9 protein-coding genes and 1 pseudogene are annotated in these 14,023 nt (G+C 68.2%); 5 read left to right on the top strand and 5 right to left on the bottom strand.

Annotated features, from left to right (window positions below):
• Position 1 precedes the first annotated feature (1 nt).
• A complete protein-coding gene (locus ACTHL4_RS13435) occupies positions 2-1,612 on the bottom strand; it encodes an alpha/beta hydrolase (RefSeq protein ID WP_440283269.1) in 1,611 nt (536 codons plus the stop codon).
• A 135-nt stretch (positions 1,613-1,747) separates the two neighbouring features.
• Here ACTHL4_RS13435 and ACTHL4_RS13430 point away from each other — a divergent pair.
• Positions 1,748-2,092 (top strand): annotated as a pseudogene (locus tag ACTHL4_RS13430) (GNAT family N-acetyltransferase); the annotation flags it as partial.
• 182 nt (positions 2,093-2,274) lie between these two features.
• Here ACTHL4_RS13430 and ACTHL4_RS13425 read toward each other — a convergent pair.
• Both ACTHL4_RS13425 and tmk read right to left on the bottom strand, forming a co-directional pair.
• Positions 2,275-3,426, bottom strand: a complete 1,152-nt coding sequence (locus ACTHL4_RS13425) for a DNA polymerase III subunit delta' (RefSeq protein WP_440283268.1) — start codon at positions 3,424-3,426, stop codon at positions 2,275-2,277.
• Positions 3,423-4,016: a dTMP kinase gene (gene tmk / locus ACTHL4_RS13420; protein ID WP_440283267.1), complete on the bottom strand. Its 594-nt coding sequence runs from the start codon at positions 4,014-4,016 to the stop codon at positions 3,423-3,425. The genes ACTHL4_RS13425 and tmk overlap by 4 nt, the downstream gene beginning before the upstream one ends.
• 134 nt (positions 4,017-4,150) lie before the next feature.
• On the opposite strand from tmk, the gene ACTHL4_RS13415 reads away from it, so the two are divergent.
• Positions 4,151-5,506, top strand: a complete 1,356-nt coding sequence (locus tag ACTHL4_RS13415; RefSeq protein ID WP_440283266.1) for a serine hydrolase domain-containing protein — start codon at positions 4,151-4,153, stop codon at positions 5,504-5,506.
• 74 nt (positions 5,507-5,580) lie between these two features.
• Here ACTHL4_RS13415 and ACTHL4_RS13410 read toward each other — a convergent pair whose 3' ends face one another.
• Together ACTHL4_RS13410 and topA are read right to left on the bottom strand one after the other, a co-directional pair.
• Positions 5,581-6,306, bottom strand: coding sequence for a hypothetical protein (locus tag ACTHL4_RS13410; protein WP_440283265.1), 726 nt, complete (start codon positions 6,304-6,306; stop codon positions 5,581-5,583).
• Positions 6,307-6,432: 126 nt separating this feature from the next.
• Entirely contained in the window at positions 6,433-9,285 is a 2,853-nt protein-coding gene (gene topA / locus ACTHL4_RS13405; RefSeq protein ID WP_440283264.1) for a type I DNA topoisomerase, read from the bottom strand.
• A 192-nt stretch (positions 9,286-9,477) separates the two neighbouring features.
• Here topA and ACTHL4_RS13400 point away from each other — a divergent pair, with 192 nt between their 5' ends.
• From ACTHL4_RS13400 to ACTHL4_RS13390, 3 genes are all read left to right on the top strand, one after another.
• Positions 9,478-10,269 (top strand): dioxygenase family protein, encoded by a 792-nt coding sequence (locus ACTHL4_RS13400; RefSeq protein WP_440283263.1) that lies wholly within the window; start codon positions 9,478-9,480, stop codon positions 10,267-10,269.
• Positions 10,270-11,827: 1,558 nt separating this feature from the next.
• Positions 11,828-12,859: a DNA cytosine methyltransferase gene (locus ACTHL4_RS13395; RefSeq protein ID WP_440283262.1), complete on the top strand. Its 1,032-nt coding sequence runs from the start codon at positions 11,828-11,830 to the stop codon at positions 12,857-12,859.
• A 222-nt stretch (positions 12,860-13,081) separates the two neighbouring features.
• Positions 13,082-14,011, top strand: a complete 930-nt coding sequence (locus ACTHL4_RS13390) for a hypothetical protein (RefSeq protein ID WP_440283261.1) — start codon at positions 13,082-13,084, stop codon at positions 14,009-14,011.
• Positions 14,012-14,023 lie beyond the last annotated feature (12 nt).

Here is a 14,023-nt window from a genome sequence, read left to right as displayed (position 1 = left end):
GTCAGCAAGCCTTTCCGGGCGCCGGCACGGTACCGTCGAGGAGGTAGTCGTCGACGACGCCGTCCACACACGACGAGCCCATCTTGTATGCCGTGTGCCCGTCGCCGTCATACGTCAGCAGGTGGCCGTTGGCGAGTTCCTTGGCGAGCCGTTGTGCCCATTCGTAGGGCGTCGCCGGGTCACGGGTGGTGCCGACCACCAGGATCGGGCCCGAGCCCTTCGCGGTGATCCGCTCCGGCTTGCCCGTCGCCTCGACCGGCCACTCCCCGCAGGCCAGACCGCCCCAGGCGAGCATCGGCCCCCAGGTCGGCGCGACCGCGGCGAACGCCTTGGCGTCCTTGCGGTAGGTCGCCAAGTCCGCGGATCCACCCCGGTCGAGGCAGTTGACCGCATTGATCACCTGCATGATGTTGCCGTCGTAGGTGCCGTTGCTGGTGCGCTCGGCGTACTGGTCGGCCAATGCCATCAACTTGTCGCCGCTACCGTTGAAGGCCGCCTGGAAGGCGTCGGTCAACGTCGGCCAGGACGTCTTGTCGTACATCGCCTCGGCGATGCCGAGCGAGGCCCACCCCTCGGTCAACTCCGTCACGTCACCCTCACCGGTGACCGGCAACGGCTTGGCGTCGACCTGCTTCAGGAAGCTGCGGATCCGCGCCATGCCTTCGTCGAGGCTGCCGCCGAGCGGGCAGTTGCGCTGCGCGACGCAGTCGCGCACGTAGGACCGGGTGGCCTGCTCGAAACCCTTCGCCTGCCCCAGGCTCATCTCGGTGCTGCTGATGTCCGGCGGCACGACACCGTCCAGCACGAAGCGGCCGACGCGCTGGGGGAACAGCCCCGCATAGGTCGACCCGATGAAGGTGCCGTAGGACTTGCCCAGGTAGTCGAGCTTGTCCTCGCCGAGGGCGGCTCGCAGCACATCCATGTCCTTGGCGACCTCGACCGTCGAGACGTGCTTGATCAGGTTGCCGTTCTTCGCCACGCACGCCTCTCCGAACGCACGGCTGTCCTTGGCCACCTGCTGCTGCTCGGCGGTGGTGTCCGGGGTGGGGTCCTCACCGAGATAGCGGTCCAGCTGCGCATCGCCGTAACAGGTGATCGGCGCCGACCGCTGCACCCCGCGCGGGTCGAAACCGACGATGTCGTATGCCGACCGGACGTCCTTGCTGACGACGTACCCCGAGGACGCGGCAGCGGCGTAGTCGACTCCGGAGCCACCCGGTCCCCCGGGATTGACCACCAGCGAGCCTTTCCGGTCACCGGACGCCTCCACCTTGTCGACCGCCAGCTTGATGGTCGGGCCGTCGGGCCGGGCGTAGTCCACCGGCACGGTCAGCTCGGCACACTTGGCCGGGCCGCAGTCGGACCAGCTCAGCTGCTGGTCGTAGAACTTCGACAGGCCGGCCGGCACACCGGCGGCCGAACCCGATGCGGTGCCGGACCGGCCGGCGCCCTCTGACGGGCTCTGGGCCGAACCGGGCGCCGACGACGGCGATGACGCCCCGGACGACGCCCCGGACGACGCGCTCGCGCCCGACCCGCTGCTGCAGCCGGCCACTGCCAGCCCCACGACCGCGACACTCAGCAGACCGGCCATGGACCGTCGACGCACCATGCGCTGCACGTTACGTCATACCGCCGCAACCACGGTGTGGACGTGCTGCTCCGCGGCCTCACCCACGAGCGTCCAGCGCCAGGAAGTCGGCGGAATTCGGTTGCTCGCCGCCGCCGGCTGCCGAACGCTGGTGTGATGACCGGATCGAAGGCGCGGCTCCGGCTCGAGCTGCTCAGCAGGGACCACGCTGCCGCGCTGGAGGCCTTCGAACGGGACAACCGCGCGTTCTTCGCGGCACGGATCGGTGACCGCGGCGATGAGTTCTTCGAGCAGTTCGACGACCGGCTGGCGGACCGGGTGGCGGAGAACGACGACGGGCGGTCGCTGCCCTGCGTCGTCGTCGATGCCGGCGGCAGCATCGTGGCCCGGATCAACGTGACGGACATCGACCAACCTGGCGAGACGGAACTCGGTTACCGGGTCGCGGAGGCGGCACAGGGCCGTGGCGTCGCAACCTGGGGTGTGCGCGAGGCCCTCGAGCTGGCGGCGCAACGCGGCGCCAGGACGGTGGATGCCCGGGTCGCCATCACGAACCCGGGCATCGCGTCGGGTTCTGGAGCACTGCGGCTTCACCCCGCTGGGTGCCGCGCACGCTCCGGACGGATCGCACAAGACGTTCGCCGGCTACCGCACACTGCTCTGAGTCACCGGCGCGAGGACGCTCAGCCGAGGCCCGAGGACGGCGCGCGCAGACCGATCATCATGGCCTCCAGCGCGAGCAACGGCGGCACATTGGCCTCGATGCGCTCCCGGGCGGTGCCGATGGTGTCCATCGCCTGCAACAGTTGCTCGCTGCTGCGACCGTCGGCCAGGCGCTGCACCTCGTCGGCGAGATCGGCATTGATGAGCGGCACGGTGGATCCGGCGCGCACCACCAGCCCGTCACGGTAGATCGACAGCAGGTCGACCAACGACCGGTCGATCACATCCCGGCTGAAGCGGGTGGCCCTGGTCTTCTGCTCCTTCTCCCGCGCCGACAGCTGCGAGCGCACGTGCGGTGGCTGGGTGCGCGCCGCCGGGTCGGCGCCCAGCTGCGCCATCAGCCGCTCCTTCTCGGCGGCGTCACGCTCGGCGGACGAGGCGGTCGACTCCTCACCCGCGATCGCGGCGAGGTCGGCGGCTGCGGACATGGCGTCACCGAGACCGTGGATGCGCCCGGCGAGCAGCAGGGTCTTGCGCCGTCGGGCACGCGCCGACTCGTCCGTCGCGAGTCGCTTCGCCAGGCCGACGTGCGATTGCGCCGCGCGGGCGGCGTCCACCGCGATGCGCGGGTCGATCCCGTCCCGATCGGTCAGCAATCGCGCGACGGCCTCCACCGGCGGCGTGCGCAGCCGGACATGCCGGGTGCGCGAACGGATGGTGATGATGACGTCCTCCAGCGACGGCGCGCACAACAGCCACACCGTGCGTGCGACCGGCTCCTCCAGGGCCTTGAGCAACGCATCCGCGGCGCGTTCGGTGAGCCGGTCGGCGTCCTCGATGATGATGACGCGCCACCGCCCGACGCTCGGCCGGCGCTGCGCGAGGCCGGCGAGCTCGCGTGCGTCCTTGACCTGGATCGACAGACCCTCCGTCGCCATCACAGTGACGTCGGCGTGGCTGCGGTCGAGCACCGTGCGGCACTCGTGGCACTCGCCGCACCCACCGCGCGGACACTCCAGCGCGGCGGCGAACGCCCGTGCGGCGGTGGACCGACCGGAGCCCGGGGGTCCGGTCAACAGCCAGGCGTGCGTCATCCGGGCGGGATCGGCGACCGCCGCCTGCAGGGTCGCGACCGGCTGGTCCTGACCGATGACGTCCCGCCACACCGTCATGGCCGGCCCACCCGCTCGGCGACGATCGCGGCGATCTCCTCACGAGGCAGGCTGGCATCCACCACGAGGTAACGCCCCGGCTCCGCAGCGGCCAGTTGCAGGTAGTGCTCGCGGACCCGCGCGTGGAAGTCGTCCTGCTCGGACTCCAGGCGGTCGTGCACCTGTCCCCGCCGCCGGCGCCCGTCCTGCGGGGTCACGTCCAGCAGCACGGTCAGATCAGGCACGAGGTCCTGGGTCGCCCACAGCGAAAGCCGTTTGATTTCAAGCGGATCGAGCTCTCGACCGGCACCCTGATAGGCGACCGAGGAGTCGATGTAGCGATCCTGCAGCACAATGGCGCCGCGCCGCAGGGCGGGACGCACGACCGTCGCGATGTGGTGCGCCCGGTCGGCCGCGAACAGCAGCGCCTCCGCCCGCGGGGCGACGTCACCGCCGTGCAGCAGCACCTGGCGGATGTCGGCGCCCAGCTCGGTGCCGCCGGGTTCGCGGGTCACCACCACGTCATACCCGACGGCGGCCAGCCGCTCGCGCAACAACTCGATCTGGGTGGTCTTGCCCGCTCCGTCGCCGCCCTCGAACGCTATGAACACGATCCGAAGCGTAGTCGGGGCCCCCGCGAAGTATCGGGGGTGTGCAGCGGAGGAGAACTTCGTGGGGTGACGGAGGCGAACCGCCCGACAGGTGCGCGAGCGCCGACCGCGCGGCTCTCCCCTAGGTTGGTCGTATGACGCAAAGCTCCTCTCCCCTGCGCGAATCCACCACCCGCGCGCTGACCGCCTCCGCCATCGACGCCCAGCGTGCGAGTCGGACGCCGGCTCTGGTGGCCGGCGTCGCCCGGCACGGTCGGCTGGTGTGGTCGACCGCCGTCGGGCAGGCCGATCTCTCCGACCCGAGCGTGCCGCTCGGCGACGACACGCAGTTCCTCGTCGCCTCCAACACCAAGACGTTCACCGCGGTGCTGATCATGCAGTTGCGCGACGAGGGCAGGCTCAGCCTGGACGACACGGTCGACCAGCTGGTGCCCGGCACCACCCACGGGCAGGTGACCATCCGGCAGATGCTGGCCCACGTCAGCGGCATGCAGCGCGAACCGGTCGGTGACGTCTGGGACACCCTGGAGTTCCCCGACCACGAGGGCCTGATCTCCGGCTGGAACGAGGCGGAGCGCGTGCTGCGCCCGCACCACCGCTGGCACTACTCCAATCTCTGTTACGCGCTGCTCGGCGAGGTCGTCGCCCGACTCGACGGCGGCAGCTGGGAGCAGTCGCTGCAGCGGCGCCTGCTCGACCCGTTGGAGCTGCGCCGCACGACGACCAGCCTCATCGCGCCGCGGGCGGGTCTCTACTACGTGCCGCCATTCACCGACGTACCCGTCGAGGAGCCGGTGCTGGCCAAGAACACCACCGACTCGGCCGGCGTCCTCGCCAGCACGCTGGCCGACATGGTGCGCTGGCACGGGTTCCTGCTCGACCCGGACGAGGACATCCTCTCCCCCGACACGGTCGAGGAGATGCGGCAACCCCAGATCGCGGCGGACCCGGGTTGGAACACCGCGTGGGGTCTCGGCCTGGAGCTCGAACGTCGCGACGGTCGCATCTGGTTCGGGCACACCGGTGGTATGCCGGGTGGCATCACCGGCTTCTTCTCCGAGGCGGAGTCCGGCACCACCGGCGCGGTGCTGATGAACAACTCGATCTCCAAGGACCCGGCCGGCACCGCGATCAAGCTGGGCGCCTACGCGCTCACCCACGACCCGGAGCTGCCCGAGCCGTGGGTCCCGGGCACTGTCGAACCGGCCGCACTCAAACCCCTTGTCGGCCAATGGTTCTCCGAAGGCGCCGAGTTCACCTTCGCGATCAGGGAGGGCAAGCTCACTGCCCGGCTGGCCGGCGCGCCCGCGGACTCCCCGGTCTCGGTCTTCGAAGCGGAGGGCGAGGACGTCTACCGCACTGTGAGTGGTCGCGAACGCGGCGAGCGCCTCGTCGTACGACGCCGCGACGACGGCTCGGTGAAGCAATGCAACTGGGCCACCTATCGGTTCACGCGTGAGCCGCTCGGCTTCGGTCAGCCGACACCCTGAGACCAGGGTCGGACGGGTCATGCGAGAAGGCCCCGGCGGAGATGCTTCGCCGGGGCCTTTTCACGATCACTGCGTCACTTGGACCAGACGATCTCGATCTTGTACGTGTCCCACATGACCTTGGTGGGAGCGGCACCGGTGACCTGGTAGTAGTAGCAGGCCGAGGCGCTCTTGCCGACCGCGATCTCGTCGTAGGACGCCTTGTTGCAGCCGCCGGGCAGGTCCTGGAACGGCGAGCCGCCGGCGCGGCCCTTCTCGGAGGAGTCGAAGACCGGCTTCAGGAAGAACTGGTTCGGGGCGGTCGCCCGGAAGCCGTACTTCGCACCGCCGAGGTTCGTCACGTCGAACTTGACGTAGTACATCTTGCCGTTGGTCTCGTTGAGGTTGGCCGCAGCGTATGCCGACTTCGGCGCCGCCTCGATCGACTTCACCGTCAGCTTGTACTTGCCATCCGACTCGTCGTCGATGACCGCGGCCTGGCCGAACTTCAGCTTGGTGCCGTCGGGGGTCACCTTGGTGGTGGTGTCCTTGGCGCCGCCTGCCGCCGCAGAGCTGGACGAGGTCTCGCTCGGGCTGGACTCCTCACTGGTGGCGGAGCTGGACGTGGTCGACTCCGACGGCGCGGACTCCGACGTGCTCGGTGACGCCTGGGTCGGCGCGGCCGCCGTCGAGGTGGCAACCGGCGCCGAACCGGTCGGCGTGGTCACACTTGCGGTGTCGCCGTTGCAGGCAGCCAGTCCCATAGCACCGGCGATGGCGACAGCACCGACCAGGGTGCGACGAAACATGTTGCTGGACATGACTTTCCTCCGTTGATGTCCTACGTGAAATTCGAACCTGTGACGGTGACGGTCCCCTGTTGGTTCCGGGGCATCGTACAAGTTCTCGCAGAACACACGAATCGGACGACCGTATGGCGGTCGGGGTCAGTCCACGGACTTGCTCGCCGCCGCCTTCTTCGTCGTCGCTTTCTTGGCGGTCGTCTTCTTGGCGGTGGTCTTCTTCGCAGCCTTCTTGGTGGTCTTCTTAGCTGCCCGCTTTCGCGTCGTCGGGCCCGTTGCCCGCTTCTCGGCGAGCAGCTCGAAGCCGCGTTCGGGTGTGATCGACGCCGGGTCGTCGCCGCGGCGCAGCGTCGCGTTGGTCTCACCGTCCGTGACGTACGGACCGAATCGGCCGTCCTTGACCACCACCGGCTTCTCGGACACCGGGTCGTTGCCCAGCTCCTTCAACGGCGGCTGCGCCGCCCGGCCGCGCCGCTTGGGTTCGGCGTAGATGGCCAGCGCCTCTTCCAGGGTGATGTCGAAGAGTTGCTGCTCGTCGGCGAGCGACCGCGAGTCGGTGCCCTTCTTGAGGTAGGGACCGTAGCGGCCGTTCTGCGCGGTGATCTCGACCTGCGTGGCGTCCGCACCCTCGCCCTCGGTCACCGTGCCGACCACGCGCGGCAGGCTGAGCAGTTTCAGCGCCGTGTCCAGGTCGATGGTGGCCAGATCCATGTCCTTGAAGAGGCTGGCGGTCCGCGGCTTCGGACCGGCCGCCTTCTTGGCACGCTTGGGCTTGGCGCCATCGGCGGGCGCCGCCGGCGCCGGCGGCGCCGGCCGCCCCACGGTCACATAGGGCCCGTACCGGCCCGCCTTGGCGACGATGTCGTGTCCGGTGGCCGGGTCCTGTCCCAGCACGCGCCCGTCGTCGTCGGCGGCGGCCAGCAGTTCGCGCGCCTTCTGCGGCGTCATCTCGTCCGGCGCGATGTCGTCGTTGATCGTCGCGCGACGCGATCTGGGCGCCTCCGCCGAATCCGTCGTGACCTCACCGGTTTTCGCGTCGACGCCCTCGGGCACGACCTCCTCGACATACGGACCGTAGCGGCCGACCCGGACCACGACGCCGTCGCCGATCTCGATGGTGGAGATGCCGCGCGCGTCGATCTCGGGCAGGTGTTCGACCATCTCCTGCAGGCCCTCGTTGCCGTCCGGGCCGCTGGTGGGCAGGCCCGGTGTGCTGTCGTTGCCGTCGCCGAAGTAGAAGCGGGTCAGCCAGTCCACCCGGCCGACGTCGCCGGCGGCGATGCGGTCCAGCCCCTCCTCCATCGAGGCGGTGAAGTCGTAGTCGACCAGCGACGGGAAGTGCACCTCGAGCAGCCGGATCACCGCGAAGGCGGTCCAGGTGGGGATCAGCGCGGTGCCGCGCTTGCCGACGTAACCGCGGTCCTGGATCGTGCCGACGATCGAGGCGTATGTCGACGGGCGACCGATGCCCATCTCCTCCATCGCCTTGACCAGGGTGGCCTCGGTGTAACGCGGCGGCGGACTGGTCTGGTGCCCCTCCGCTTCGGCTCGCAGCACGTCCAGCGCCACACCCTCGGCCAGCTTGGGCAACCGGGTGCCCGTGTCGTCGCCGGTCGCGTTGCGCTCGACGTCGCGCCCTTCTTCGTATGCCGCCAGGAAGCCGCGGAAGGTGATCACCGTGCCGGACGCCGTGAACTCCGACTGCTTGGCGACACCGGAATCATCAATCGGCACAGTGAGTTTCACCGTGGCGGTGCTACCGCGCGCGTCGGCCATCTGCGAAGCGACGGTGCGCTTCCAGATCAGCTCGTAGAGCGCGAACTCCTCGCCGCGCAGCTCACCGGCGACCTGCGCCGGGGTGCGGAAGGTGTCGCCCGCGGGGCGGATGGCCTCGTGCGCCTCCTGGGCGTTCTTGACCTTGCCCTGGTAGCGGCGGGGCTGGTCGGGCACATAGTCGGCGCCGTACAGATCGCGGGCCTGCGAGCGCGCGGCGCGGATTGCCGACTCCGACAACGTGATCGAGTCGGTGCGCATGTAGGTGATGTAGCCGTTCTCGTAGAGCCGCTGGGCGACGCTCATGGCCGCCTTGCTGCTCATCCGTAGTTTGCGGCCGGCTTCCTGCTGCAGCGTGCTGGTGGTGAAGGGCGCACTCGGACGGCGGGTGTAGGGCTTCTCCTGCACCGAGCTGACCGCAGCGACACCCGCGGCGACCGACTCGGCAACCGAGTTGGCCTGCTTGGCGTCCAGGTGGAACACCTTGTCGCTCTTGAGATTTCCCCGGTCATCGAAGTCGCGGCCGGTGGCGACGCGGGCGCCGTCCAGGGCGGTCAGCTTGGCGGTGAACGCCTGCGCGGAGCTGCCGGAGGGCGCGAACTCACCCTCGACGTCCCAGTAGGAGGCCGAGCGGAACGCCATACGCTCGCGCTCCCGCTCGACGACCATGCGCGTGGTGACCGACTGCACGCGACCGGCGGACAGCCCCCGGCGGATCTTGCGCCACAGGACCGGACTGACCTCGTAGCCGTAGAGCCGGTCCAGGACGCGGCGGGTTTCCTGCGCATCGACCAGGTTGTCGTCCAGGTCACGGGTCGTGTTGGCGGCGTGCTGGATCGCATCACGGGTGATCTCGTGGAACACCATCCGCTTGACCGGCACCTTGGGCTTGAGCACCTCCAGCAGGTGCCACGCGATGGCCTCGCCCTCACGGTCCTCATCGGTGGCGAGGTAGAGCTCGTCGCTGTCCTTGAGCAGCCGCTTGAGCTCGGCGACCTTCTTCTTCTTGGCCGCCGCCACGACGTAGTAGGGGTCGAACCCCTCGTCCACGTTGACCGCGAACTTGCCGTAGGGGCCCTTCTTCATCTCCGCGGGCAGCTCCGACGGGTTGGGCAGGTCACGGATGTGCCCCACGCTCGCGTCGACGACGTACTCGTCCCCCAGATAACCGCCGATCTTCTTCGCCTTCGCGGGCGACTCGACGATGACAAGCTTGCGCGCCACTCTCGTTCTTCTCGCTTCCTGTCCGACGTGCAGTGGATTCGTCACTGCTTCGACGTGCGAACGGGGCTGAGTCTAAGCACGCCGGGCGAGAGACCCCTACCGCGGTGGCTGCGACGGCACGTCGACGAGGTCCGTCCGCCGTGCCCGGGGAATTAGTTGAATGTTTAATTTGTTGTTGTCATCATGGACCGTATGACCGCCGATCGCCAGCCCGTTCTCTTCCTCCGCCACGGCGCGCCGCCCCGGGCCGACGACGCCCGCTGGACCGCCGAGCTCGGCGCCTGGGGCAAGGACCTGCCCCGGCCGGAGCGGATCCTGGTGGTTTCCGCGCACTGGGAGTCCGCGCCCATCGCGGTCAGCTCGACGACCGGCGCTCCCCTCGTGTACGACTTCTGGGGGTTCCCGCAGAAGTACTACGACGTCAGGTACGACGCGCCCACGGCATCCGGGCTGGCCGACGACGTCGCCAAGCTGATCGCGACGCCCGGCCAGTCGCTGGTGCGGGACGAGGGCCGCGGCCTGGACCATGGTGCCTACGTGCCGCTGGCCGAGCTGTTCCCGGCGGCCGACGTGCCGGTGCTGCAGTTGTCGATGCCGACACTGGACCCGCAGCAGCTGTACGCCCTGGGTCGCAAACTCGCACCGCTGCGCGACGACGGCACGTTGATCGTCGGGTCGGGCTTCACCACGCACAACCTGAGCTGCATGCAGCCGAGCGCCGACGCGGCGCCCACGTCGTTCATGACCGAGTTCGACCACTGGGCCGCCGAGACGATGGCGGCCGGCGACCTGGACGCGCTGCTGGACTTCGGCCACACCGCACCCGCTGCGCAGCTGGCGCACCCGCGCACCGAGCACTGGGCGCCGCTGTATGTCGCCCTCGGTGCCGCGTCCGCCGACGGCTCCGGCTCACGCACCGTCATCGACGGCTTCTGGCACGGCCTGTCCAAGCGCAGTTGGCAACTGGACTCCAACGCCGCCTGATCGCTGTCGCTCGATCAGCACATGTGGGGCATGACCTCGGCGGTCCCTGTGCTTGAGGAACCGCAGGGTCGACCACACATCTGCTGAGGGCATCGACCTGACGAGAGCGCGCATGGCCTCCGCCGACTCCGGGCCCCAGTTCCCGGTCCTGAGCGCTTCTGGCGGTTGGACTCGTCTCTCGCGGCACACCGTCTCGACATATTCACGGACGGACTCAAACTCCTCAGCCACGACCATGTCCTGGAGACGCCTACGCTCGTCAGGGTGCGAGCGTAGCCAGTCTCGGACACGAAGTTCGTGGTCTTTTGGGAGCAGCCGAATCGGTCCTCAGATGTGCGATCGAACCCGAGTTCTTCTGGAAACGGTTCATCCAGGCCGAAGAGTTGAAGCCACTCCCAATCAGGATGTGCAGGTGCCTGCTCCCACCCCGGAAGCGGATCGACTGCGGGACCCTCTGGCACTGCGCCGTCTGGCGAAGCGACGCTTTCGAGGAAGCGAAAGCGTCCGTCCGGCCGCCGAAAGGCGTGCCGCACCGCGGCCCAAGAAGTCCTTCCCGCGCGGCATCGGCGTCGAGGGATCCACCCAGGTGCCGACCAGCCCGCGCGCCTCAGTCTGCCGGACAACGTGCGGTGACGGAATGGTCGCGTAACCAGACACGTCTCGCATGACTTCGGCCACTCGACGGCGAGAGTCAAGATCACGCCGAGGCCATAGTTCGAGGTAGTGCGCAGGCGATAGAGGCACCGTGATCAGGTCGCCTCGACTGGCGCTCACCAATCGGTCGCGCTGTGCACGCCTGCTCACCACTTGTGGGCCGACCGATGAGCAGCGGGACGGTGTGCTCACCTCCGATGCCTACGGCACGTTCGCTGCCGAACTCCGGCGAGCCGAGGCCAACGGCCAAGACGTCGAGCGCATCCTCCCGGTTGCGGCCGCTCGGCACAGCGTTGACACGCGGATGGTGTGGCCGCCGTGCTGCGGCACCGCCTCCGGCTCGCCACTGCAGGTCCGCGATCAAGACCGGTCCGACGCAGGACGAAGATGATCGTCGGACTCATCCCCGAACCCCTCGGCCCGTTGGCACCCGACATGGGCCAGGCCATCAACGAGCGCAAGGCCCTCATCGAGCAACGCGCACGCATACTCGCGCTGACCGCCATAAAGGAGCGCGCGCCGTGGGTCCAGCAACTCGGCGATTCGGCCGGTGACCGTGGCCATTGGCTGCGACAGGTCATCACCGTCGCCGCCTACCGAGACCGCTACGGCGTACCAGCCGTGACCCGCTCGGCGACCAACCCCCTGACGACAACCAGCGCCTCGAGCGCGCCCGTGAGGAGGCCGCGCTCGCGCGGCTGCGCGGACCGGAATCGCAGTGCCGGCGGAGCGCCGTCCTTGGGCTGGAGCCGGGACTTGGCCTGTAGGTTCTCGCCAATAGCGTCGCTGGTTAGCGCTAGTGTCACCCTTGTCAGCCGCGTCCGACGCGGGGCAACTGTGGGCCACAGAGGAGTAAGCGCCGACTGTTTGACCCCGGTGCGACGCACATCGAACGGGAGACAGCATGGCGTTGCCCAAGATCGTGAGCCTTTTCTCCGGCGCTGGGGGCTTGGACCTCGGCTTCAAGAAGTCCGGCTTCCCGCTGACGTTCGCTGTCGACCTTTCGCCCGCGGCCATCCAAACGCACAAGAGGAATTTCAAGGAAGCGACGTCGGTTGCGGCGGACCTCGAGGACCTCGGCCCCGATGGCGTCATGGCCTACCTGGAGAAACTCCTGGAGCCGGGAGAGTCAATCGGCGTGATTGGCGGGCCACCGTGTCAGGGCTTCTCTAGGGCCAACACGGCCTCGGAGGCGAACGATCCGCGAAACCGGCTCCCCTTGCTCTACCTCCAAATCGTTGCGGCACTCCAGGGAAAGTACAAGGTCGAGTTCGTCCTGTTTGAGAACGTCCTGGGCATCCGCGATGCGAAACACTCAGTGACCTTCCGCGGCATTCTCGCCAAGTTCAAGGAACTTGGATTGACGCCTGACGTGAACGAATACTCAGCACTTGACTACGGCGTCCCCCAGGCCCGGAATCGCGTCATCATCTCTGGTTTCCGGGAAGGGGCGGTCGCTCGCGATTTCATGCCGAAAAAGATGGCGGCAAGCGGACTCACCGTTAGATCTGTCATCGGTGATCTACCCGAGCCCGCGTTCTTCGCCCGCGATCTTGAGAAGTCGTCCATTCCGCACCACGAGAACCATTGGACGATGCGACCAGTGTCCAAGCGCTTCTCTCGCCCGGGTGGAGCAGATCGCTCGGGGCGCAGTTTCCGGCGACTGGAGTGGGATAAGCCGAGTCCCACGGTGGCCTATGGCCACCGTGAGATCCATGTGCATCCCGAGGGCCGTCGACGCATCAGCATCTTCGAGGCGATGCTCCTGCAAGGATTCCCGGACGACTTTGTGTTGGAGGGGACCCTCTCGTCCCAGGTCGAGCAGGTCTCGAATGCGGTTCCGCCGCCACTTGCCCAGTCGCTCGCGACGGCGATCAAGGCTGCGTTGCTCAAGGCAGACCGCAAGTCGGCGGCCGACGAGGCGCTCAGCGCTTGAGATCCGAACGAAGTGATCGCGGCGGACCTTGACCGATCGGTTGCGTGCCTAGGCTTCGTCTGGGCGACGCATTCGGTGCAGGCGACGGCCGTTGTTGGCACGGCGAAATGGGTGCCGATGCGTTGGTTTCAGCCGAATGTGTCGGACCTGCGAATTAGAGTCGACTCCGTTGCGGAGCGAGCCGCGACTTACTGCGGAGGGAGCGGCGTGGCGGAGCCTACTGTGCGTTCCCCGCGCACGCTCCTGGGCCTTGCAGACGCACCAACCGATCCGCTGATCGCCGGCGCATGGGTCGGCGCCTTCGTCAGCCTCGGATCGCTGCTGCGCCGGTATCTCCCGAAGCTCGACGGGCGGCAGCTGGTGCTGGCTGTTTCTGTCCCTCGCCGCGATTACGTCGCTGCTCTCATCGGCTCTGGCTGGATGCTTTCGTGCCCTGCTCCCGTGCTTGAGGAGCCCATCGCTGTGTTCGAGGCATCGGAGCGATCGAGCTACCTGCGGGCCGTGACTGACAGGCTGATCGTCACGGGACAGTTCACTAAACTGGAGCCTCACTCAAGTGGGCCCCGGGTTCTTACCGGCGGCAAGCTCTTGCCGGCCGATCGCTACCTGGCGGTGACCGTCCTTGATGGCGATTGCGAGTCCACTGTTGGTGACGTGCCTAGCGGTGGCTACTTGGCTGAGCTAACCGGCGCTTCGGCCTCGTGGCTGGAGCGGCTCGCCGCGCCGCCGATGGATCTTGCCCTCGTCGGTACGAGCAAGTGGCTTCGTGAGGATCTGGCGGCACTGGTCGGGGACGGGGTCTCCGAAGGCGCATCTGGGACGGCGATGGGCACGTACGTCTTGCCGTTCGAGCCCCGGGCCGCGACGTGGTCGACCCCAATCATCTCGTCTGCGCGACTCGGTGAAGGGGAGGCGCTGCCCGAGTCGTGCGCGATGGCGATCCTGGATCGCTACGGAGCGATCAGGTACTTGAACGACATCACCACACCGATCGTCGTTTGCCTCGTCGATCGTTCAGTGGCTGATGAGTCGGCGGCAGAAACGATCATTGAGGCACGCCACAACAACAGCCAACCGGTCTCGATCGTCGAAGAGCTCCACTGGCGCCCTCCGGCGGCTGTCGAGGCGCTGGCTTTCACGGTGGCTCTATGAGTAGGGCACACG

Source organism: Flexivirga sp., from assembly GCF_051955415.1.
GTDB lineage: Bacteria > Actinomycetota > Actinomycetes > Actinomycetales > Dermatophilaceae > Flexivirga.
The sequence above is the reverse complement of the archived record's forward strand: the minus strand, read 5'-3'. Positions and strand labels throughout refer to the sequence as shown.

Coding starts and splice junctions, on each gene's coding strand:
- ACTHL4_RS13435 (WP_440283269.1), bottom strand. CDS start 1,612: ATGGTGCGTCGACGGTCCATGGCCGGTCTGCTGAGTGTCGCGGTCGTG.
- ACTHL4_RS13425 (WP_440283268.1), bottom strand. CDS start 3,426: ATGACGGTGTGGCGGGACGTCATCGGTCAGGACCAGCCGGTCGCGACC.
- ACTHL4_RS13415 (WP_440283266.1), top strand. CDS start 4,151: ATGACGCAAAGCTCCTCTCCCCTGCGCGAATCCACCACCCGCGCGCTG.
- ACTHL4_RS13410 (WP_440283265.1), bottom strand. CDS start 6,306: ATGTCCAGCAACATGTTTCGTCGCACCCTGGTCGGTGCTGTCGCCATC.
- ACTHL4_RS13400 (WP_440283263.1), top strand. CDS start 9,478: ATGACCGCCGATCGCCAGCCCGTTCTCTTCCTCCGCCACGGCGCGCCG.
- ACTHL4_RS13395 (WP_440283262.1), top strand. CDS start 11,828: ATGGCGTTGCCCAAGATCGTGAGCCTTTTCTCCGGCGCTGGGGGCTTG.